Genomic DNA, 20,428 nt, shown 5'->3' with positions numbered 1-20,428 from the left:
GTCGAAACCGGGCGGCCGGCCTCCCCGGAGCCCTGGGGTTCCGGCGGTTGGCGAGCCGGTCGGCGGGTTGCGGGATCACCGCGCGGATCCGTCGGTGCCGCAGGTGGCGCCGGACGGCGCGCGTGGAGTTGGCCTGGTCCGCCAGGACCGCGGCCGGCCCCGGGCGAGGCCTGCCGACCGGCCGGGTGCGACGTCCTGGGCCGGGGGTTCCGGCCGTTGCCGTTGCCGGTGGCAATGATCCCGCCTGGGAAAATCACTGGCGGCGGCGAAGCCCGGACAGAAAGCTCTCACCGTGACACTTCATGAGAACGAGATCCGTGTGGATGAGGCGGTCGTCCGGGCTCTGCTGGGCGAACAGCGACCGGAGTGGGCCGACCTCCCGATCTCGCCCGCCGGCGCAGGCACGGACAACACGATGTACCGGCTCGGCAGCCAGCTCCTCGTGCGGCTGCCGCGTACCCCCGACAATGCGAAGGCCGTACGGAAGGAGCAGATGTGGCTGCCGCGGCTGGCGCCGTATCTCTCCTGTCGCATCCCGGAGCCGGTGCACGCCGGTATTCCGGGTTCCTCCTTCCCGCTCTCCTGGTCGGTGTACCGCTGGATCGATGGCGATGAAGCCGGCTCGGGATCGGTCACCGACTGGCCTGCCTTCGGGGCCGATCTGGCGGCGCTCGTGCAGAGCCTGCACTCGGTCCCCCTCATGGGGGCCGCTCGTCAGGGCGAGCTCAGCTGGTACCGCGGCGGGGGCTTGCGGGCTTGTGACCGGTGGGTCAGCGGGTGCTTCGACGACTGTCTGGCGGTCCAGGGTCTCGACCTCGACATCGCCCACCTGCGCGACGTGTGGCGGAGTGCGCTCGCCCTGCCCGAGCCGTCCGGCCGCCAGGTGTGGCTCCACGGAGATCTCAAACCCACCAACCTTCTGGTTCAGCAGGGAAAGCTGCACGCGGTCATCGACTTCGGAGGCCTCTCGGTCGGCTTTCCCGACGCCGAGCACGCGACTCTGTGGGATTGTCCGCCCGGGGCTCGACAGGCGTACTGGGACGCGATGGGCCTGGACGACGTGACGTGGCTTCGTGCCCGGGCGTGGGCCATCGCGGTGGGAGTCAGCGGGGTGTCGGACTACTGGGGCACCTATCCCGCCTTCGTCAGCGAATGCCTGTCGCGTCTCCGCGCGATCCTGGAGGCTGCCGGCGAGCGGTGAACCCGTCTCTGACGGGGCCTCAAGTACGAGTCCCGGTTCCGCAAGAGCCGCCTCGTCGGAGCCTGACACAAGCGGTGTGGTGCGGCTGCACGTTGTTCTTGGCCGTGCGGAGTTCCCCGCCGGGGATGGCGAGTTCGCCGACCAGCCTGGTCAGGTGGCGAGGAGGTCGAGGCGGCCGTTGCCGATGAGGGCCGGGGAGCCGGCGCCCGCCGGACCTGGCCCTGGTCTCGGAACCACCGCTTCCCCATGCCTGACCGCAGCTCGCGCCCGCACGCCGTCGCCGCCCACGAACGACATGCCCGCGGTGTGCTCCGGAGTCCGGGCGGCCTCCTGCCGCAGCGGACCGGCGGACCGCTCAACGGGCCGGTGACGCTTCGAGGCTGGCGCGCGGCGGGGGCGTGACGGTCGGGATCCCTCCACGACGGCAGTGCGCCCTACCGACGGCGGATCACCGCGATGACCTTGCCGAGGAGCGATGCCGCCGTTCTCGGCAACGGCCCGCGTTCGAGCAGTGACGCGGTCACCGTCGCAGGTCGCCGCGCCGACCGTGCTGTCGCCCTGGACGGGAAGTCGACGGGTTCGCCTCCTCCTGCCCGGCGATCGAGCGCGGAACCCGCCGGAGGCGTCGCCGTGCAGTCACAGGGTCTGCGCCGGGTTCCCGGTTCGGTTCGTGCCACGACTCACTCGTCTCGTCGTGTGCACACTCATGCTGGCGAAAGCTCGACAAACCGACCCCGTGACCGTGTGACGAGCCCCCAGTCGCACGCGTAGGGAAACGTCCCCGCAGGTCGTACTCAGTGGTGTCGCAGAGCACGGGGCGTTGTCGGTGGAAATACGTCACGACCGCCCCCGGTGCCGATGGACCGCAATCCGCCCGCCAGCGGCGATCAAGGTTTGGCCGGCGGGTCACGGGGCCCGGCGGGCGGTGCGGTTTGCGGCGATGGTCCGGCGGTACCAGTGGTAGCTGGATTTGGGCGTGCGGCGCTGGGTGGGGTAGTCGACGTGCACGATGCCGAACCTGCGGTCGTAGCCGTAGGCCCATTCGAAGTTGTCGAGGAGGGACCACACGTAGTAGCCGCGGACGTCGACGCCTTCGCGCAGGGCGTCGGAGACGGCGGCGAGGTGTTCGGAGAGGTAGGCGACACGGTCGGGGTCGTCGACGGAGCCGTCGGCGCGCACGGTGTCGTGTTCGGCGGATCCGTTCTCGGTGATGTGGACGGGCGGCAAGGCGTCGCCGTAGTGATCCTTCAGGTCGGTGAGCAGGTCGCGCAGGGTGTGCGGGACGACAGGCCAGTCCATGGCGGTGTGGCGGGCTTCGGGCTGGGGGACGCCTTCGAAGCGGTTGTCCATGGCATCGCGCAGCGCGGGGTCCTGCTGCCGGTAGGGGGCGTCGCGGACCACGCTGGGGGTGTAGTAGTTGATGCCGAGGAAATCCAGGGGGGCGGAGATGGTCGCCAGGTCCCCGTCGCGGCGGAACGTCTGATCGACAATCAGCTGCTGCCAGGTGTCCTGTTCGGAGAGCGGGTACCGGCCCAGCAGAAGGGGGTCGGTCCAGATGAGGTTGCGCTGGGTGCGTGCGCGCAGGGCGGCGGCCTCGTCGGTCGGCGTCGCGGGGATCACGTGGTCCAGGTTCAAGGTGATGCCGGCTTCTCGGACGCCGACCGCCCGGAGAGCGTCCATGGCCAGTCCGTGGCCCAGCAGGAGGTGGTGGGCGGCAGCGAGGGCGGGGGTGCCTTCGCGGGAGCCGGGGGCGTGGTGGCCGCTGGCGTAGCCGAGGAAGGCGCTGCACCACGGCTCGTTGAGGGTGATCCAGCGCGGGACGCGGTCGCCGAGGGTGTCGGCGACGATGGCGGTGTACTCGGCGAAGCGGTGCGCGGTGTCGCGCTCGCGCCATCCTCCGTGGTCTTCCAGGGCTTGCGGCAGGTCCCAGTGGTACAGGGTGACGGCCGGTTCGATGCCCGCGGCGAGCACGGCATCGACGAGGCGCGAGTAGAAGTCGAGGCCCTTGCGGTTGGCGGGGCCCGATCCGGTCGGCTGGACGCGCGGCCAGGCGATGGAGAAGCGGTAGGAGTCGACTCCGAGGTCGCGCAGCAGGGCCACGTCCTGGGGCCAGCGGCGGTGGTGGTCGCAGGCGGTGTCGCCGGTGTCGCCGTTCAGGACCCGGCCGGGCTCGCGGCTGAAGGTGTCCCAGATGGACGGGCCGCGGCCGTCGGCCTGGGTGGCGCCCTCGATCTGGTAGGCGGCCGTGGCGGTGCCGAAGACGAAGCCGGGAGGGAAGAGAAGAGTAGACACCTGACGATGATGAACCGGGAAACGCCTGTTCAACAGGGATGACCATGGCCGATTCATCTTTTGACTAAACAATTACTGAACTATATCCAGATCTGTTCGCTGACCCTGCGCAGTCCTGCCACTGCGCTCCCGCGCGGGGAACTGCACGAGCGGAGACGTGCGTTCGGCACGGGGATCGGCTGCGACGGACGACGGAACAGGATCGGACGGGCCGGAGCGGTGTCGGGCGGCGGCTGTGACAGCGACCTGACGGTGGGATGTGAGCGACCTCCGGGACGGTAGGGACTGGGCGGGACCGGATCTTGGAGGTGCGGCCCCGCCCCTCGCCAGACCACTCCGAGCCCCGGGAGCCCGTCATGTCCTCCGTCCCCAAGGACACCCCGTGGAATGTTCACCGCCTGCCCCGCGCCGAGGGAAAGAGCTTCCTGGTCACCGGCGGCAACGCGGGCATCGGGTACTTCGTCGCCGAGCAGCTCGCGGGCACCGGGGCCACCGTCGTCCTCGGTAGCCGCGACACCGCGAAGGCCGACGCCGCTATCGCCTCGATCGGCTCGCGCGTCCCCGGCGCCAAGGTGAAGCACCTACGCCTGGACCTGGCCGATCTCGCCTCGCTCGAGTCCTCCGTCGCCGCCCTCGAACTGGACCGCCTCGACGCGGTCGTCCTCAACGCCGGCGTGGCACTCGACAATCCGCCGCGCCGCGAGACCAAGGCCGGCCACGAGCTGATGTTCGCCACCAACCACCTCGGGCACTTCGCACTCACCCACTGGCTGACACCCCTGCTCATGGCAAGCCCGGCAAGCCGGATCGTCACCACCGGCAGCTTCGCCGCCAAGTCCGAACGCCTGGACCTCGACGATCTCCAGAGCACGCACGACTACCGGCCCAAGCGCAGCTACGGCCGGTCGAAGCTGGCCCAGATGCTCTTCGCCCTCGAACTCGACCGCCGCCTGCGTGCTGCCGGCAGCACGACGCTGAGCGTGATCGTCCACCCCGGAGGCGCGCTCGACTCCCTCACCCCTGCGCGCCCGCCGGTCCACACCCGGACCACCGGCGAGCGGCTGAGCCACCTCCCACTCGGTCTCCTCGTCCAGGGCAAGGACGCTGCCGCGTGGCCCGCCGTACGGGCCACGCTCGACCCGAACGTGTGCGGAGGCCAGATGTGGAGCCCCCGCGTCTTCGGCCTGCGCGGCACGCCCAGGACCGAACCCCTCTGGAACCACCTGGTCGACACCACGACCGCGGCACGTCTGTGGGCGGCCAGCTGCGAGCTGACCGGCACCCGGCCGACGTTCACCTCACCGACCAGGCTCGATGAGACGGACAGCCGAACGGCCGGGTCCGCCGAGTAGCCGCTTCGGTCGGATGAGATCGCAGACCGCGGGCGGTCGGCGGATCGCCCCGCGGTGACGCCTCTCAACGAGAGGGGTGCGTCGAGCACGCGGCCGGAGCGCCACGACGTCCCGGGTGTCGACTTCGCCACGACGCTTGAGACCCACCCGGCGGGGAAGCGCCCCGGCCCGGGCGCGGCCGCGTGGAGACGGAGCCCGGCCTCAACGGGCCTTTCGCCGCGGCCGGGACAGCAGAGACGCTCCGACGGGCGGCACGGACCCCTCGGGCCGGGGCGGGCGCCGCGGCGCGCCGACGGCATCCCGAAGGACACCACCGCAGACCGTCACTCGGCAGCGCTTGCAGGGCTTCTACCCGCCGGCGTCCACCTCCCCTCGGGACCTGACTCTCCAGGGGTGCCTTCAGTGACCGGCGCGCCGAGGCCAGTGAAAAGCCCGCGTTCCAACGCCCGCCCGCACGGCTTCCGGCCGACGGTGATCATGGCCCTGACGATCCGCCGGCCGGGCTCCCGGTGTCCGCGAGTGCGGCGAGGAGCCGCAGCTTTTCGTCGCTCTCGCTGTCCTTGTCGGGGTAGTGGACGACGAGGATCACGTCGGCAATGGGGAGTTTGTCGCGGTGCAGGCGGAGTTCGCCGACGACCGGGTGGTGAACCGTCGTGGTGCCTCCGTCGAGGCTCCGAACGTCGTGGCGGGCCCACAGAGTGCGGAACCGCTCGCTGGACAGGGCGAGTTCTCCGACGAGTTCGACGAACCGGGGGTCGTCGGTGTCGTCCCCGATCGTGGTGCGAAGCGCGGCGACGAAATCGGAGGTGGCTTTCGGCCAGTCCTGGTGGAAAGCCTGCTCCTCGGGATCGAGGAGCAGGGAACGAAGCCGGTTCTCGCCGGGCCGCAGGCGCGGGGACAGCGCGACGGCCATCGGGTTCGAGGCCAGCACGTCGAACGCGCGTCCTTCGACGAACGCCGGGACCTGAAGGTGGGCTAGCAACTCGTGCACACGCGCCGGCACGTGCTCGGGCTGCTTGCGGCGCGGCGCCCTCGGGCGTGCCGCCGCGAGTCCGAGCAGATACGTCCGCTCGATGTCGTCGAGTTGCAGAACCCGGGCGAGTGACTCGAGGACCTGCGGCGAGGGGTTCCTGTCGCGGCCCCGCTCCAAGCGCAGGTAGTAGTCGGGACTGATCCCGGCGAGCAGGGCGACTTCCTCGCGGCGCAGGCCCGGTACGCGGCGGTTGCCGCCGGACGGGAGCCCTGCCCGGGCCGGGGTGACCAGCTCACGCCGGGCGCGCAGGTAGCTGCCGAGCCGTCTGCCGGGTTCCTCATGGTTCATACCGCCACCGTAATGTGGGTCGCGCGCCTCAGCGGGGGCCCTGGCAGGACCAGGGAGGACGGGGGCTCTGCCACGCCCGTCGGATCCCGCCAAGACTGTGACGGCACCGTCCTTCGAAGGACGTGAACCTCACTGTCTGCGCCGCGGCCCGAACGTCAGCGGCGCCCTCATCTCGAAGGAGATCTCGTGGATCTCTCCGATCGCACCGTCCTCGTCGTCGGCGGTACCTCGGGTATCGGGCGGGAACTGGCCCGCCGGTTCGCCGCAGCCGGCAGCACCGTGGCCGTCGGCGGCCGGAACCCGGACGCGCTCCTGGAACTCGCCGGAGAAGGCTTCGGTACGTTCCGCCTCGACGTCACCGACGGTCCGTCCGTCCAATCCGCTCGCGACGCCGTGCTCGACCGCTACCCCGACCTGGACACCGTGGTGACCATGTCGGGCGTCATGCTCCTGGAGGACCTGCGCGATCCCGCGCACTTCGAAGCGGCGGAGACGACGATCGACACCAACCTGGTCGGCACCATCCGGGTCATCGACGCCTTCACCCCCCACCTGGTCCGGCGGGGCGCCGGCACCTTCATCACCGTCACCTCCGGCATCGCCTTTCTGCCGTTCCCGCCCATGCCCAGCTACGCCGCCTCGAAGGCCGCGGTGCACGCCTATTCGGAGGCGCTGCGGGCGCAGCTCGACGGCACGGGTGTCGGCGTCGTCGAGCTCGTCCCCCGGCGGTCGCCACGGCGGGCCAGGACAAGGTGAACCCGCACGCTCTGCCACTCGACGACTTCGCCGCCGAAGTCATGCACCTGCTCTCGCAGGACCCCACCCCGGGCGAAGTCCTCGTGAAGGGCGTTGTCGGGCACCGCTGGGCCGAGCGCGACGGCACCTACGACGATCTCGTCGCACAGCGCTCCCGGGCCCTGGGCGGGTTCCCCGGCCGGACATGAGAACGGCATCCGACCGGGGCACGGCCCCCCGGCTGCACCTGCGCTGGCGGCGGTCCCGGGCGATCGGCGAGTTGCTGGCGGCGCCCCCGGCCGTCGGGTACGACGGATTCGTTCCCGAGCCCTGCGTGCTGCATCCGGAGCAGGTGACGACGTATCCGTTCGCCGGTCTCCTGCCCGAGGACCTCCGGACCCGGATCGACGCCCGGGAGGACGCCCTTGAGGAAGCGGCCGAGCTGGGCGCGGACGACAACGAGGCCGACCCGGTCTGCTACCAGTACGACCTGTCCATGCCGCCCGGATGGCGCGTCGGCGGCTACGCCTCCTGGCACACCACCGACCCGTACCCGGTGAACTGCCGGAGCTGCAGGACACCGACGAGCCTGCTGCTGACCGTCGACAGCTCCGCGTGGGCCGGCGGCAGCGGCAGCTGGAAGCCGCTCGAGGACCGCGACCTGCCCGCGCACCGCTACGCGACACCCCGACCACCCGCACCGCTGGAGCATTCCATGGCCCACCTGTTCGCCGCCCGACCCGGCAACGCGCCCGCCGGGCAGTCGCGGGCGCTGCCCGATGCCGATGCGCAGCGACCGCCTCGGACCGCCGAGCTGCGGTGAGGATGCCGGGCATGGTGACGGCCCGTCCGACGGTGGTGCGTGGCTGCGCCCCGGCCGCCGAGCGGTCACTGACGGGCCGTCGGCCTCACGGGTGGGACTTCAGCGGGCCGGCGAAGGACTTGCGCAGTTGCGACGGCCCGACCACGGGGAGCAGGGAGGCCAGCAGCTTCTGCTTGAGGGTGCCGGGCGTCCTGGTCAGTTGGACCTCGACGAGCGTGCGCTCGCCCTGCGGGGTGAGCTGGAAGACCCAGCCGCCGCCGGGTCCGAAGAGCTTGGAGTCGAGGGTGGTGATGGTGACCCGGTCTCCCCCGGGCTCCCAGTCGTAGCGGGCGCGTTCCCACGCGGCGGCGGTGCCCTCGGTCACCTCGGCCCAGCCGTCGCCCTGGCCGTGGACCTGGAAGTGGTCCGCGTCGATGCCTGGCCAGGCGGCGGGGCGGCCGGCGCTGAAGTCGGTGAGGACCTCCATCACGCCGGACTGGGTGAGCGCGGAGACGAGGGAGAAGGCGACGACGGTCATGAAGTCCTCCGGAGCGGGGCCGGAGCGGTTCCGGCCGGTCGGCACTCACTGTCGCCGCGCGAAGGGCTGGGCCGCATCAGTCAGTTGACCGTAGGCCGGGGGGCGGGCGGCTTAGGTGTACGGGGGCCGGGTGTGCGGAGGCTCGGCGGGCGGCGGAGCCGAGTCGGACCGTCGGATGACGGATCTGCCGGGGTGACCGGGAACGCCAGGGTGGGTGCAGCGAGGTGACGCGACGTCACCCGATTCCGCCGGATCCGAAGGGCAATTCCCATGGCAGCAGGCAAGAGCAACCGGAAGCGTGGACCGGCGACCGCGGCGGTGTGGGCCCTGGCGACGAGTTTCGCCCTGGGCACGGCCGTGGTCGGGACGGCGAGCGCGTCCACCCCGGCGCACTCGGTCACGGTCGGCGCCCGGCCGACGATCGTCCTGGAGCACGGCGCCTTCGCTGACGCATCCAGCTGGGACGACGTCATCAAGCGGCTGCGGGCGGACGGCTACCCGGTGGTCGCCCCCGCCGACCCGCTGCGCGGGCCCGCCGCCGACGCGGCGGTCCTGCGCAGCGTGATCGACCACATCCCGGGGCCGAAGGTCCTGGTGGGCCACTCGTACGGCGGCTCGGTGATCAGTGCGGCCGGCGCGGGCGACCCCCAGGTCACGGCGCTGGTGTACGTGGCCGCGTTCCTGCCCGCTCCCGGGGAGACGGCGCTGGGGCTGACCGGCGAGTTCCCCGGCTCCACGCTGGGCGGCACGCTGGACCCGGTCACCTACCCGCTCCCCGGCGGCGGCTCGACGACGGACCTGTACATCCGGGCGGACGCGTTCCGCCACCAGTTCGCCGCCGACGTCCCCGCGGGCCGGGCGGCGCTGATGGCGGCCACCCAGCGTCCGATCGCCCGGAGCGCCCTGCTGGAGCCGGCGACCGTCGCTGCCTGGCAGGAGAAGCCCAGTTGGGACGTGGTCACCACCGAGGACCTGAACATCCCGGTGGCCGCGCAGCGCCACATGGCCCAGCGCGCCCACGCGCACGTCACCGAGGTGGCGGCCTCGCACTCGGTCGCCGTCTCGCGTCCGCGGCTGGTCGCCGAGGTGATCGAGGAGGCCGCCCGGGCGACCGGCTGACCCCAGACGGCGCCGGGGCGACCGGCTGACCCCGGGCGGCGCCGCGGCCGTCGGATGACGCATCCCGACGCGCCTGGGCGCGGTTCTACGGACCGCCGCGCCGCACCGTTGGCCGTCGAATGACGCATGCCCCGGGTGGGTGCGGGCGGCCAGACTCCGAAGCAGCAGGTGTGACCGAAGCACCATGAGAGGACAGGCAATGACTGGTACGTGGTTGATCACCGGAGCGTCGCGGGGCTTCGGACGCAGTCTCACTGCGGCGGTTCTGGAGGCGGGCGACCGGGTGGTGGCGACCGCCCGGCGTCCGGAGAGTCTGGACGACCTGGTCGCCCGCTACGGCGAGCGGATCGCGGCCGTCCCGCTGGACGTGACCGACCCCGCCGCGGCGCGGGACGCGGTACGGGCCGCCGTCGACGCTTTCGGCCGCCTCGACGTGGTGGTGAACAACGCCGGCTACGCCAACAGCGCCCCCATCGAGGAGATGACGGACGAGGACTTCCGCGCCCAGTTCGAGGCCAACTTCTTCGGCGTCGTCAACGTGACGCGGGCGGCGCTGCCGGTGCTGCGAGCGCAGCGCTCCGGCACCTTCGTGCAGTTCTCGTCCCTGGGCGGCCGGGTGGGCGGCACTCCCGGCATGGGCGCCTACCAGAGCGCCAAGTTCGCCGTGGAGGGCTTCTCCGAGGTGCTGGCCGCCGAGGTGGCCCCGTTCGGGATCAAGGTGGTCATCGTCGAACCGGGCGCGTTCCGCACCGACTGGCAGGGCTCGTCGATGGAGTTGCACCCCGTGGGCGCCGACTACGCGGCGACGGTCGGGGCGATGAACGCCTACCGGGCGGAGAACAACGGGACGCAGCCCGGTGACCCGGCGCGCGCGGCCCTGGTGATCATCGACGCCGTCCGGGACGACGACCCGCCGCGCCGCCTGCTGCTCGGCGCCCAGGCGGTCGAGCTGGCCCTGCAGGCCGGCCGGGTCCGTGCCGCGGAGACCGAGAAGTGGGCCGCGGCGAGCCGCTCCGCGGACTTCCCGGGCACCGAGTGACCGAACCGTTCTCAGTCATCCCCCGGCGTCCGGCCGGGGACCTTCAGGAAGGAGATCACCGATGGATCGCAGGACCTGGCTCATCACCGGAGCCTCCAGCGGCCTGGGCAGGGCGCTCGCCGAACACGTCCTGGCGCAGGGCGAGCAGGTGGTGGCGACGGCCAGTTCGGTGCAGGCCACCACCGAACTGGCGGCGCGCTACCCGCGGACGGCGCTGGCCCTGCGGCTCGACGTCACCGACGCCGAGCAGCGGGCGGCCGGTGTGCGGGCGGCGGAGGAGCGCTTCGGCGGCATCGACGTGCTCGTCAACAACGCCGCGATCGACTTCGTCGGGGCGCTCGAGGAGCAGGAGGAGGACGACTACCGGCGGCTGTTCGAGGTCAACTTCTTCGGCGCGGTCGCGCTCACCCGCGCGGTGCTTCCGGGCATGCGGCGGCGGCGCAGCGGGACGGTGGTCAACGTGTCCTCGATGGACGGGCTGGCCAGCCTGCCCGCGAACGGCTACTACTCGGCAAGCAAGTTCGCGTTGGAGGGGTTCACCGAGGCGCTGTGGCAGGAGATCGAGCCGCTGGGCCTGCACGCGATGGTGATCCAGCCGGGCTCCTTCCGCACCGGCATCGAGCACCGGACCAAGGCGTCCGGCACGGCGATCGAGGACTACGCCGCCACCGCGGGCGCGTTCCGCGCGATGCTGGACGGCCTCCGCCCGGAGATGTTCCCCGGCGACCCGGCCCGGGCCGCGCGGTCCATCTACCAGGCCGCCACCGCGGCGCAGCCGCGGCACTGGGTGGTGCTGGGCAGTGACGCCCAGCGGCGGATCGGGGTGAAGCTCGACCTGTTGCGGGCCGAGTTCGAGGCGGGCCGGGCGCTGGCGGCCAGCACGGACTTCCCCGGCGCGGCCGAGCATGCGGTCCTGTAACCGCCTGGAGCGGTGAGCTGCCCGGTGGCTTGGGTGCCTGGCTCCTGCTCGGGCAGGCCGACACACTTCTACAACTAGCTGCAAAAACAACGATTTCCAGGGCGTCCAGCCGCCTCGGCGGCTTGACGCTCCGCACAACATCCTGCGATATTCGTAACCGGTTAAACCGGTGACCGCGAGGCGCGGCTCATCGGATCGAGACCTCCAGAGGAGACAGCCATGGCAGTCAGCTACACCGGTGTGGTGACCGTGACGGGAGAGGGCCGCAACGGCGGGCGGGTCACCGCCAGCGACGGCCACCTCACCACCGCCCTCGCCATCCCGAAGGAGCTGGGCGGAGCCGGCGGGGCCACCAACCCCGAGCAGCTGTTCGCCGCCGGCTGGGGCGCGTGCTTCCTGGGCGCGGTCCGCCGGGCCGCCGCCGAGCGCAAGGTCCGGCTGACCAACACCGCCATCACCGTCGAGGCGACGCTGCACCACGGCGACGACGGGGAGTTCGGCCTGAGCGCCGTCCTCAACCTCGAACTCGGCGGCGTGGACCAGGAGACGGCCGCCGAGCTCGGCGACGCCGCGCACCGGCTGTGCCCGTACTCCAAGGCGACCCGGGGCAACATCCCGGTCACCGTCAACGCCACCGCCGTCGCCGTCGCCGCCTGACGCCGGACCCGGGGCTTGCCCGGGCCGTCGAACGCCGACGGCCCTGGCAAGCCCTCGGCAGGTCAGGCAGGTCAGACCCGGGGGGCCGCCGCGCCGTGCTGGCGTGCGCGGAAGGAGGCGGCCTTGACCCGGTTGCCGCAGGTCTTCATCGCGCACCACTCGCGCCGATGGCCGCGCGAGCGGTCCAGGTAGACCTGGGTGCACTCCGGACGGGCGCACTCGCGCAGCAGGGCCGCCTCGTCGCCGCCGAGGATCTCGACGGTCTCGCGCGCGAGTGCCGCGAGGCCCTGCGCGACGGACCCGGTGCGGCTGGCGCCGCCGGCGTGCAGGCGCACCGTCACCGGCAGTCCCGCCGCGTGCCGGTTCACTCCGGCCACCGCCCGGGACGGCAGTGGCCGCCCGTCGAGCCGGGCGGCCACCAGGGCGTAGATCGATTCGCGGAGGTCCACGGCGATCTCGACGTCGGTCTCGTCGGCGCCGGGCGCGGTGTCGAGGACCCCGGCCTCGACGAACCAGGCGTCGAGCTGCTCGGGTGAGGCCAGCTTCTCCGCCGGGGCGGCGTTGCGCCGTGCCCGCAGCGTGCCGACGAAGTCGAGGGGCAGGGTCCCGCAGGGAAAGGCATGCATCACGTCACCAGTCTGGTCGGTTACCGACGGATGCGCAATGTCCGGCCCGTCAGCACTCCCCGGTCGGCCTGCGGCCGCCGAGCACTCCGGCGACGAAGCCGTCCCAGTCGAGGGCGTCCAGCTCCGCCTCCGCGGGCAGCGCCGCGTAGGTGTCCTCCAGCCAGCCCGCCAGCGGCGGCACGGGCACCTCCAGCAGGGCGCTGGACTCCCGTGACTCCAGCCTCAGCATCGCCGTCCCGCCCTCCCGGCCGAGGGCGGGCCACACCTGCACGCGTCCCTCGCCGCTCTCCTCGAAGAGCCCCTGGTACAGCAGTCCCCGGCCGATCCGCCAGGTGACGCTCGGCCCGCGGGTCGGCGCCAGGGCGACGGACACCACCATGGGGCTGTCCCGGTCGAAGCGGAACTCCGCCCGGACGGGCCGGCGCAGACAGCCCTCCAGCACCCGTTTCAGCACCAGCCTCAGCACGGGCACGTCGTCGGGCACCGGCCGGCGGGCCCGGTCGCCGTTCATGGTGGCTCCCCTTCTGCAGAGCGACATCGTCCGCCCCGACTGTCCCTCAGCTGCCGGACGCGGGACATCAGTCACGTGACCGTCGACCCGGGTCAGTCATCGGCGCGGACACCCGGCCGCGACGCGCCGTCAAGTGACTGATGCCGCAGGTCGGCGGGAGGAGAAAAGTGAGGCGTGCCGGGTAGCCCGGCACTCCCCCGCCCCGTCCGGGGCGGGTCCGAATCACACGAAAGGTCGTCAGATGATCGACAGGCGCAGCTTCAGCAAGGCGTTCGGTCTGGGTGTCGGGGCGGCCGCCGTCTCGCTGACCGGCCTGCAGGGCGCGGCGACCGCCGCGCCGGCCGTCGGCCGTTCCGGCCCGGCACCGGTCGTTCCGCCCCTCGTGCCGGGCACCCACACGTCCTTCCCGGCGCTGAAGCAGGTCGAGGCGGGGCTGCTCGACGTCGGCTACGCCGAACTCGGCCCGGCCGACGCGCCGGTGGTGCTGTGCCTGCACGGCTGGCCGTACGACATCCACAGCTACGTGGACGTGGCCCCGCTCCTCGCCGACCTCGGCTACCGGGTGATCGTCCCGTACCTGCGCGGCCACGGCACCACGCGCTTCCGATCGCCCCGGACCTTCCGCAACGCCCAGCAGTCGGCCGTCGCGCTGGACGTCATCGCCCTGCTGGACGCGCTGCGGATCGACCGCGCGGTGCTGGCGGGCTTCGACTGGGGCTCCCGGACCGCGGACATCGTGGCCGCGCTCTGGCCCGAGCGGGTCAAGGCCCTGGTGTCGGTCGGCGGTTACCTCATCACCAACCGCGCGCAGCAGCTGGAGCCGATCGCGCCGGCCGGCGAGCACACCTGGTGGTACCAGTACTACTTCGCCACCGAGCGCGGCCGCAAGGCCATGGAGCGGCCGGCCCTCCGGCACGACCTGACCCGCCTGGTCTGGCAACTGGTCTCCCCCACCTGGAAGTTCGACGACGCCACCTTCGAGCGCACCGAGGCCGCCTTCGACAACCCCGACTACGCCGCGATCGTGATCCACAACTACCGCTGGCGCCTCGGCATCGCCGACGGCGAGCACCGTTACGACCGGTACGAGGACCGGCTGGCCGACAAGCCCGCCATCGGCGTGCCGACCATCACCCTCGACCCGGCACTGGACCCGTTCACCGCTCCCGGCGACGGTTCCGGCTACCGCTCGATGTTCACCGGCAGGTACGAGCACCGGACGCTCGCCGACATCGGCCACAACCTGCCCCAGGAGGCGCCGACAGCGTTCGCCCAGGCCGTCGTGGACGCGGACCGGCTCTGACCGGGAGCCGCAGAGGTGGCCCCGCGACCGCCGGGCCACCCTCCACCGGCCCGCCGCCACACGTGTGGCCGGGACATGTCCCGGTGTCACACCCGACGGCACCCGCTACGGCCGACACCCTACGTCGATGGGTAGGGTGTGGCCCGAGGCCCTCTCCTTCGGATCTTGCCGGATCGGCGCGCGGTGCCGGGATGATCCGGCGGCGCACGCCCGGCACGACCCGAAGGAGAGGGCCCGGCACCGAGCGGGCGGTCCGGAGAGTGGGGGCGCGACATGTATGCACCGGTCAACGCGTTGGTCGGCCGGCAGGCGGAGCGGGCGGCGCTGTTGTCGTTCGTGACCGCTCCCGGCGGCCGGTCGCTGGTCCTCAAGGGCGAGGTCGGGGTCGGCAAGAGCGCGCTCCTGGAGCACCTCACCGAGCTCGCCGGCCAGGAGAACCACCGGGTGGTCCGGGCGGTCGGGGTGGACGCCGAGTCGGACTTCCCGTTCGCCGGACTGCACCAGGTCCTCTATCCGCTCCTGCCGCACCTCGACCGGCTGGAGGCTTCCCACCGCGCGCTCTTCGACGTCGTGTTCGGCCGCAACGCCGGGGCTCCCCCGTCCGTGATGACGCTCGCCATCGCCGTCCTCGACCTGCTCGCCCTGGCGTCCTCGCAGCAGCCGCTGCTGCTGGTGGTCGACGACGGCCAGTGGTTCGACGGCGTCAGCGCCGAGGTGTGCGGCTTCGTGGGGCGCCGGCTCACCGGCAGCTCGGTGCGGCTCGTGGTCGGCCTGCGGTCGGACGTGCCGTCGCTGTTCGACACCGCGGCGCTGCCCGAACTGCACGTCACCACGCTGTCGGACGAGGATGCGCAGCGACTGCTCGACCTGCGCCACCCGCGGCTCGATCCGCGGATCCGGCGCATCGTGCTGGACGAGGCCCAGGGCAATCCGCTGGCCCTGCTCGAACTCCCCCCGTTCCTGGCCGGCCGCCCGCTGCACGGCGTCGAGGAACTGCTCAGCCACCACGGCGTGCCGCTGCCCGGGCGGCTGGAGTACGTCTACGGCACCCGGATCGAGGCGCTCGGCCGGCCGGTCCGCACCGAACTGCTGCGCGGCGCGCTGGACGGCGTGGGGGCGGGCAAGGCGCCGGACGCCGCGCGCGGGTCCCGCTACCGGATGGTCGACGTCGACGAGGCGGCCTTCTCGGGCCTGCTCGACATCGACCCGATGACCGGTCACTTCGTCTTCCGGCACCCGCTGGTGCGCTCCACGGTCGTCCAGAAGGCCACCCCCAACGAGCGGCGCGAGGCGCACGCCGTCCTCGCCCGCGAGTACCGGGACGACGTGGAGCGGCGCGCCACCCACCTGGCCGCCTCGACGATCGACCCCGACGAGCAGGTGGCCGCGGAGCTCGACGCGGCGGCGCGGTCCGCGACCCGCCGCGGCGGCGCACTCGCCGCCATCGCGTGGCTGACCCGCGCGGCGGAACTCAGCGAGACCCCCGGGGAGCGGTCCCGGCGGCTGGGCGACGCCGCGTTCATCGCCGGGCAGGCCGCCCTGCCCGACCGCGCCCAGTGGCTGGTCCACGCCGACCTCGCCCCCGGCGGCGGCAGCACCCCGGCGTCGGTGGCCGCGTCGGCGTACGTCGCGCTGTACCGGGACGGCGAGGTCAGGTCCGCGCGCCGCCAGGTGGTGACCGCGCTGGAGGCGCTGCGCGACGACGACACCGGGCTGCCCGCCGACGAGGCCGAGGTCCGGCTGGTCAACCTGCTGATGGTGACCTGCCAGTACGCCGCCGACGCCGACGCCTGGCAGCGGGCCCGGGCACTGCTGGACGCGCTCGGGGACCGGGTTCCCGCGCAGTCGCTGCTCTTCAGCGATGCCTGGAGCGACGTGGTGCGCCACGGCGCCGGTACGCGTGCGCGACTGGACCGGGCGTTCGCCGAGCTCGCGCACCTCAATCCGTGGGACCTGGTCCGCCTGGGTGTGACGGCCTATCACCTCGACGTGCTGAGCCCGTACCGGACGCACCTTCAGCGCGCGGTCGACCGGGAGGCGGAGGCGGGGGCCACCGCGTCCGCCATGACCATGCTGCACCTGATCATGCTCGACCAGCTGGCCGTCGGTGAGTGGGAGGAGGCCGAGCGCACCGGTCTGCGCGGTCTCGAACTCGCCGTCCAGCACGACCACGCGCTCTTCGCCCACCACAGCCGCGCGTACCTCGGACAGGTCGCGGCCCTGCGCGGACAGCTGGAGCGGGCCCGTGAACTGCAGGCCGCCGTCGACTCCTGGGCCCGTCCGCGCGGGGTGGGCTTCCTGTCGCAGATCGCCGACGCGGTGGGCATCACCGCGGCGCTGAGCGAGGGCGACTACGAGGCCGCGTACCTCTACGCGATCGGCATCACCACCCCGGGTTCCTTCGAGCCCTGCGCGCACCAGGCCTCCCGGACCCTGCTCGACCTGGTCGAGGCCGCCCTCCACACCGGGCGCACCGAGGAGGCGCGCCGGCACGCCCGGGCCGCGCTGGACGCCGGCCTGCCCGACGTCTCGCCGCGACTGGCCCTGCTCACCTACGGGGCGCTGTCGATCACCGCCGAGCAGGAGCCGGAGGCGGCCTCCTGGCACGCGCGGGCCGAGTCGCTGACGGAGGGCGTCGGATTCCCCTTCGAGCTGGCGCGCATCCGGCTGGCCCGCGGCGTCCGGCTCCGCCACGCGCAGGGGCCCAGGGCGGCCCGGCAGGCGCTGCTCCGGGCGGCCGAGTCGTTCGAGCAGCTCGGCGCCGACGCGTGGGCCGACCGCGCCCGGGCCGAGCTGCGGGCCTCCGGCATGGCCACCCGGTCCTCGTCCGCGACGGCGCTGACCTGGCAGGAGCACCGGATCGCCGGCCTGGCGGCGAGCGGTCTGACCAACAAGGAGATCGGCGAGCGGATGCACCTGTCCCCGCGCACTGTCAGCTCTCACCTGTACCGGGTGTTCCCCAAGCTCGGCATCACCACCCGCGCCGCACTGCGGGACGCCCTGGGCGACACCGCCGGGGCGAGCCAGGGCTAACGGGCGGGGTGCGGGCCGGCGGGGCGGATGCCGCGTTCGTCGAGCCAGCCGAGCACGTGGTCGGCGACGGAGCGCCAGCCGGCGTCGACCACCAGGGAGTGGCCCCGGTCGGCGAACTGTTTGAGTGCGGTCGTCGCGGTGGAGTCGCCGTAGGCCTTGTAGGCGGCGCGGGTCGCCGCGTCGGGCACCAGCAGGTCCTCCTGTCCGGAGACGAGCAGCAGCGGGCCGCGCGCCACGTTGCCGACGTCCACCAGGGCGCTCGGGCTGCGGGGGCGGCCGCCGCAGCCGAGGTCGTCGAGCAGGCGGCGCGGGACGGGCACCACGTAGCGGTCGTACAGCCGCTCGGCCTCCTCGGGGCCGACCGTGTTGGCGAAGGCGTCCCGGAAGCGCAGGCGCGAGAGCAGGACCACCGCGCCGTCCCCGGCGTCCGCGCCGGTGTGGCCCGGGCACGGTCCGACCTCGTTGACGGGGGCCGGCGCGATCGCCACCGCAGCCTGTCCCAGTCCGGCGCCGAGGAGGTGCTGGGCGACCAGGCCGCCGACCGAGTGCCCGACGATCACCGGTGGGGCCTCGCAGGAGCGGACGATCGCGGCGTAGTGCTCGGCCAGGCCGGCCAGGCCGGTGTCGGGCAGCGCGTCCGGGTGCTCGCGGGCCTCCCGTGCGGTGGCCGGCTCGCCCGGCCAGCCGGGCGTCCGGGCGAGGTAGCCGCGGCTCGCGAAGCGCTCCGCCCAGGACTCCCAGGACAGCGCGTGCATCCACGCGCCATGGATGAACACGACGGGAGTACGGGTCACCACGGGTCCTCCGAACCTGATGAGGTCAGCCGCCGACGGACGGCGACCGCTCCAGCATCGTGCGGACGGCTCCCGGGGGGATCAGTCGAATGACTGCAATGTGTCGGAGCAGGGACGCGGCCGGGCACGCGCGGGCCCCGGCGCGCGCCCGTGGACGACGGGTGCGGGCCGGGGCCGGGGGTGGTGCGGGGTCAGCGCGGGTCGGCGGGGGCGCAGCGGAAGCTGCCGGCGTCGGCGGGGTCGCCGTGGCCCTTGTAGCGGGAGACCAGCGGGTAGGCGCACAGGTTCCGGTCGACCGTTGCGCCGGTGGCCGTGGTGAGGGTGGCGGCCAGCGTCCGCGGCGCCTTGCCCTGTTCGACCCAGGCGGTCAGCGCGGCGAGGTCGCCGCCCTGGGTGTTGAGGCCGCAGTGCGCGGTGCCGGGCGCGAGGAAGAGCCGGTAGAAGTCGTCGACCTTCGCCGCGCCTCCCATCGTGCGCTCGACCCGCTGGCGGTACTGCACCGTGCCGTTGGTGGGGATGTACTGGTCGGCGGAGCCGTGCCAGCTGAGGAGCTTGCCGCCGGCCGCGCGGAAGGCGGTCAGATCGGGGTCGTCCGTGCCGATGACCTTGTCGTACTCCGCGCGGGACTGCGCGAACAGCTGGGTGAACCGGTCGGTGGTGACGGTCGAGACGTCGAAGCCGGGCTGCTTCTCCAGCCAGGTCGACACCCACGCGGCGGGCACCGGGAACGGCTGGCCCGCGGGGTTGCCCGCGGCATCGGTCGTGGTGCCGGCCAGCGCGCTCAGGTCGGCGCCGATCGGCACGCCGGACCAGAGCTTGCGGCCGGCCGCGGTGCGCGGGCCGTCCCAGATCCGGCGCACCACCTCCGCGTCGGCCGCGGTGACGGTCACCCGCCGGCCGTCGCACTCGACGGTGGTGCCGACCAGGCGGCGCGGGTCGTAGCCGCACGTGTCGGGGTCGGCCACCAGGCCGTCCTCAACGCCGTCGGCGCCGTCGCAGGCCTGGACGGCCGCGTCGGTGAACGCCTTGAACTCGCAGGCGCTGGGGTAGGTCTTCGTCTCGTTCATCACCACCTGCGGCCACAGCGTGGCGACCTCGAACTCGTCCCAGTTGACGGCGGGGGCGTCGGCCAGGATGCCGTTGTAGTCGCCCGGGTACTTCTGGGCCTCCATGTAGCCCTGGCGTCCGCCGGTCGAGCAGCCGTTGAAGTAGGCGTACGAGGCGGCCCGCCCGTAGTGGCCGGCGACGACCTCCTTGGCGACGATCGCTGCCTCGTGCTCGGAGCGGGAGGCGAAGTCCTGCAGCAGCGCCGGGTCGACCCGGCCGGCGCCGGTCAGCGCCCAGCTGGTGTCCAGGTACGTGCCGACGCCCGCGTCGGTGGTGGCGGCGGCGTAGCCGCTCTTGATCGCGCCGGCGAGGCCCGAGCCGTAGTCGCCGGCGGCGTAGGCCTGCCCGCCGATGGTCTGCAGCCGGCCGTTCCAGTTCTGCTGCGGCAGCCAGACCCGCACCTTCGCGTGGTCGCCCTGGCCGGGGTGGGTGAGGGTGACCGTGACGTCGCAGAACGCCGGGACGTCGGCGACCGGGAAGCCCGGCAGCGGGAACACGGCGGGTACGTCGAAGGTGCCGGCGGCGTGGGGGACGGCGGTGACGTTCTCCACCGCCGTCCCGGCCGGGGCCCGCACCACCGGGCTGGTGCAGCCGTACGCGGGGGCGGCGGCGTCCGCCGCCGCCGAGGCACCGGGTGCGTACACCGCGGCTGCCAGCGGCGCGGCGGCGGCGAGGGCGGCGAGGAGTCGTCGGTTCATCTGTCCCGTCCAAGGGTGTGAGGTGTCTTCGGGGGTGTCTGCTGGGCTGACGGGGTCCACAGTGGCGTCGGACGACGGGCCGTCACATCAGTCGGTTGACGGTCCCCGACACCAGTCGCCGGGACGGTGCACGGGGTGTGCGCGGCTCCCGGGACACGTGTCCCGCGCCGGGCTTGGGTCATGCGACGGCGCCGCTCGTGCCAGGCCGTCGTGGACGAGGATCGCGCTGGTGCGGGAGACGCCGACAGCAGCTGGGTGCGCCACATCAGCAGGCCGGTGATCATGTCCCGTCCCCTCTCCCGGCCTCGAATGCGCCAGACATAACCGCTTTGAACGGTTACTAGGCTGGCACGGGTCATGTGCCCCGTCAAGCCGCGCCCA

Annotated in this window: 16 protein-coding genes and 2 pseudogenes; 10 read left to right on the top strand and 8 right to left on the bottom strand. The window is 73.0% G+C overall.

The features are described from left to right. Positions 1-178 (bottom strand): annotated as a pseudogene (locus tag BX266_RS40485) (IS5/IS1182 family transposase); the annotation flags it as partial. A gap of 114 nt (positions 179-292) precedes the next feature. Between BX266_RS40485 and BX266_RS35300 the strand changes: the two are divergent. Continuing rightward, on the top strand, positions 293-1,201 hold the full coding sequence (locus BX266_RS35300; protein ID WP_099906713.1) for an aminoglycoside phosphotransferase family protein: 909 nt from the start codon (positions 293-295) through the stop codon (positions 1,199-1,201). A gap of 906 nt (positions 1,202-2,107) precedes the next feature. Here the strand turns inward: BX266_RS35300 and BX266_RS35295 are convergent. Continuing rightward, complete coding sequence (locus BX266_RS35295; RefSeq protein WP_259465008.1) at positions 2,108-3,493, bottom strand: GH1 family beta-glucosidase; 1,386 nt, start codon at positions 3,491-3,493, stop codon at positions 2,108-2,110. A gap of 356 nt (positions 3,494-3,849) precedes the next feature. On the opposite strand from BX266_RS35295, the gene BX266_RS35290 reads away from it, so the two are divergent. After that, a complete protein-coding gene (locus BX266_RS35290; protein ID WP_099906709.1) occupies positions 3,850-4,845 on the top strand; it encodes an SDR family NAD(P)-dependent oxidoreductase in 996 nt (331 codons plus the stop codon). Between the two features lie 475 nt (positions 4,846-5,320). On the opposite strand, the gene BX266_RS35285 is transcribed toward BX266_RS35290, so the two are convergent. After that, complete coding sequence (locus tag BX266_RS35285) at positions 5,321-6,166, bottom strand: helix-turn-helix transcriptional regulator (RefSeq protein WP_099906708.1); 846 nt, start codon at positions 6,164-6,166, stop codon at positions 5,321-5,323. Between the two features lie 186 nt (positions 6,167-6,352). On the opposite strand from BX266_RS35285, the pseudogene BX266_RS35280 reads away from it, so the two are divergent. Then, a pseudogene (locus tag BX266_RS35280) lies at positions 6,353-7,110 on the top strand (SDR family oxidoreductase). Next, positions 7,107-7,724, top strand: coding sequence for a hypothetical protein (locus tag BX266_RS35275; RefSeq protein WP_310794829.1), 618 nt, complete (start codon positions 7,107-7,109; stop codon positions 7,722-7,724). Before BX266_RS35280 ends, BX266_RS35275 begins: the two are co-directional and overlap by 4 nt. Before the next feature lie 85 nt (positions 7,725-7,809). On the opposite strand, the gene BX266_RS35270 is transcribed toward BX266_RS35275, so the two are convergent. Continuing rightward, entirely contained in the window at positions 7,810-8,241 is a 432-nt protein-coding gene (locus tag BX266_RS35270; protein ID WP_099906704.1) for a hypothetical protein, read from the bottom strand. A 270-nt stretch (positions 8,242-8,511) separates the two neighbouring features. Here BX266_RS35270 and BX266_RS35265 point away from each other — a divergent pair, with 270 nt between their 5' ends. The 4 genes from BX266_RS35265 to BX266_RS35250 all read left to right on the top strand — a co-directional run bounded on the left by BX266_RS35265 (position 8,512) and on the right by BX266_RS35250 (position 11,975). Then, on the top strand, positions 8,512-9,360 hold the full coding sequence (locus BX266_RS35265; protein WP_099906703.1) for an alpha/beta fold hydrolase: 849 nt from the start codon (positions 8,512-8,514) through the stop codon (positions 9,358-9,360). A 199-nt stretch (positions 9,361-9,559) separates the two neighbouring features. Beyond that, the gene (locus BX266_RS35260) at positions 9,560-10,399 is read left to right on the top strand and encodes an oxidoreductase (RefSeq protein WP_099906701.1); all 840 of its coding nucleotides are present in this window, start codon (positions 9,560-9,562) and stop codon (positions 10,397-10,399) included. A 61-nt stretch (positions 10,400-10,460) separates the two neighbouring features. Further along, positions 10,461-11,318, top strand: coding sequence for an oxidoreductase (locus BX266_RS35255; RefSeq protein WP_099906700.1), 858 nt, complete (start codon positions 10,461-10,463; stop codon positions 11,316-11,318). Between the two features lie 219 nt (positions 11,319-11,537). After that, positions 11,538-11,975 carry an Ohr family peroxiredoxin gene (locus tag BX266_RS35250; protein ID WP_099906699.1) on the top strand — a complete coding sequence of 146 codons (438 nt, stop codon included), beginning with the start codon at positions 11,538-11,540 and terminating at the stop codon, positions 11,973-11,975. Positions 11,976-12,046: 71 nt separating this feature from the next. Here the strand turns inward: BX266_RS35250 and BX266_RS35245 are convergent, their stop codons facing one another. Together BX266_RS35245 and BX266_RS35240 are read right to left on the bottom strand one after the other, a co-directional pair. Then, positions 12,047-12,601: an ABATE domain-containing protein gene (locus tag BX266_RS35245; RefSeq protein WP_310794849.1), complete on the bottom strand. Its 555-nt coding sequence runs from the start codon at positions 12,599-12,601 to the stop codon at positions 12,047-12,049. 49 nt (positions 12,602-12,650) lie between these two features. Next, complete coding sequence (locus BX266_RS35240) at positions 12,651-13,112, bottom strand: SsgA family sporulation/cell division regulator (protein WP_099906696.1); 462 nt, start codon at positions 13,110-13,112, stop codon at positions 12,651-12,653. 241 nt (positions 13,113-13,353) lie between these two features. Between BX266_RS35240 and BX266_RS35235 the strand changes: the two genes are divergently transcribed. Both BX266_RS35235 and BX266_RS35230 read left to right on the top strand, forming a co-directional pair. Beyond that, entirely contained in the window at positions 13,354-14,415 is a 1,062-nt protein-coding gene (locus tag BX266_RS35235) for an alpha/beta fold hydrolase (protein ID WP_099906694.1), read from the top strand. 273 nt (positions 14,416-14,688) lie between these two features. After that, complete coding sequence (locus BX266_RS35230) at positions 14,689-17,448, top strand: LuxR family transcriptional regulator (RefSeq protein ID WP_099906692.1); 2,760 nt, start codon at positions 14,689-14,691, stop codon at positions 17,446-17,448. On the opposite strand, the gene BX266_RS35225 is transcribed toward BX266_RS35230, so the two are convergent. Beyond that, the gene (locus tag BX266_RS35225; RefSeq protein WP_099908663.1) at positions 17,445-18,242 is read right to left on the bottom strand and encodes an alpha/beta hydrolase; all 798 of its coding nucleotides are present in this window, start codon (positions 18,240-18,242) and stop codon (positions 17,445-17,447) included. The two genes, BX266_RS35230 and BX266_RS35225, sit on opposite strands and share 4 nt — an antisense overlap. Positions 18,243-18,433: 191 nt before the next feature. Beyond that, positions 18,434-20,047: a DUF6351 family protein gene (locus BX266_RS35220; protein ID WP_099906691.1), complete on the bottom strand. Its 1,614-nt coding sequence runs from the start codon at positions 20,045-20,047 to the stop codon at positions 18,434-18,436. Between the last annotated feature and the right edge of the window lie 381 nt (positions 20,048-20,428).

The organism is Streptomyces sp. TLI_171 (genome assembly GCF_003610255.1).
In the GTDB taxonomy this organism is placed as follows: Bacteria; Actinomycetota; Actinomycetes; order Streptomycetales; family Streptomycetaceae; genus Kitasatospora.
This window is presented reverse-complemented; position numbering and strand designations above follow the sequence as displayed.

Excerpts from the sequence above, each read along its gene's own strand:
- BX266_RS35290 (WP_099906709.1), top strand. The coding sequence starts at position 3,850 with ATGTCCTCCGTCCCCAAGGACACCCCGTGGAATGTTCACCGCCTGCCC.
- BX266_RS35285 (WP_099906708.1), bottom strand. The coding sequence starts at position 6,166 with ATGAACCATGAGGAACCCGGCAGACGGCTCGGCAGCTACCTGCGCGCC.
- BX266_RS35275 (WP_310794829.1), top strand. The coding sequence starts at position 7,107 with ATGAGAACGGCATCCGACCGGGGCACGGCCCCCCGGCTGCACCTGCGC.
- BX266_RS35270 (WP_099906704.1), bottom strand. The coding sequence starts at position 8,241 with ATGACCGTCGTCGCCTTCTCCCTCGTCTCCGCGCTCACCCAGTCCGGC.
- BX266_RS35265 (WP_099906703.1), top strand. The coding sequence starts at position 8,512 with ATGGCAGCAGGCAAGAGCAACCGGAAGCGTGGACCGGCGACCGCGGCG.
- BX266_RS35260 (WP_099906701.1), top strand. The coding sequence starts at position 9,560 with ATGACTGGTACGTGGTTGATCACCGGAGCGTCGCGGGGCTTCGGACGC.
- BX266_RS35255 (WP_099906700.1), top strand. The coding sequence starts at position 10,461 with ATGGATCGCAGGACCTGGCTCATCACCGGAGCCTCCAGCGGCCTGGGC.
- BX266_RS35250 (WP_099906699.1), top strand. The coding sequence starts at position 11,538 with ATGGCAGTCAGCTACACCGGTGTGGTGACCGTGACGGGAGAGGGCCGC.
- BX266_RS35245 (WP_310794849.1), bottom strand. The coding sequence starts at position 12,601 with ATGCATGCCTTTCCCTGCGGGACCCTGCCCCTCGACTTCGTCGGCACG.
- BX266_RS35240 (WP_099906696.1), bottom strand. The coding sequence starts at position 13,112 with ATGAACGGCGACCGGGCCCGCCGGCCGGTGCCCGACGACGTGCCCGTG.
- BX266_RS35235 (WP_099906694.1), top strand. The coding sequence starts at position 13,354 with ATGATCGACAGGCGCAGCTTCAGCAAGGCGTTCGGTCTGGGTGTCGGG.
- BX266_RS35230 (WP_099906692.1), top strand. The coding sequence starts at position 14,689 with ATGTATGCACCGGTCAACGCGTTGGTCGGCCGGCAGGCGGAGCGGGCG.
- BX266_RS35220 (WP_099906691.1), bottom strand. The coding sequence starts at position 20,047 with ATGAACCGACGACTCCTCGCCGCCCTCGCCGCCGCCGCGCCGCTGGCA.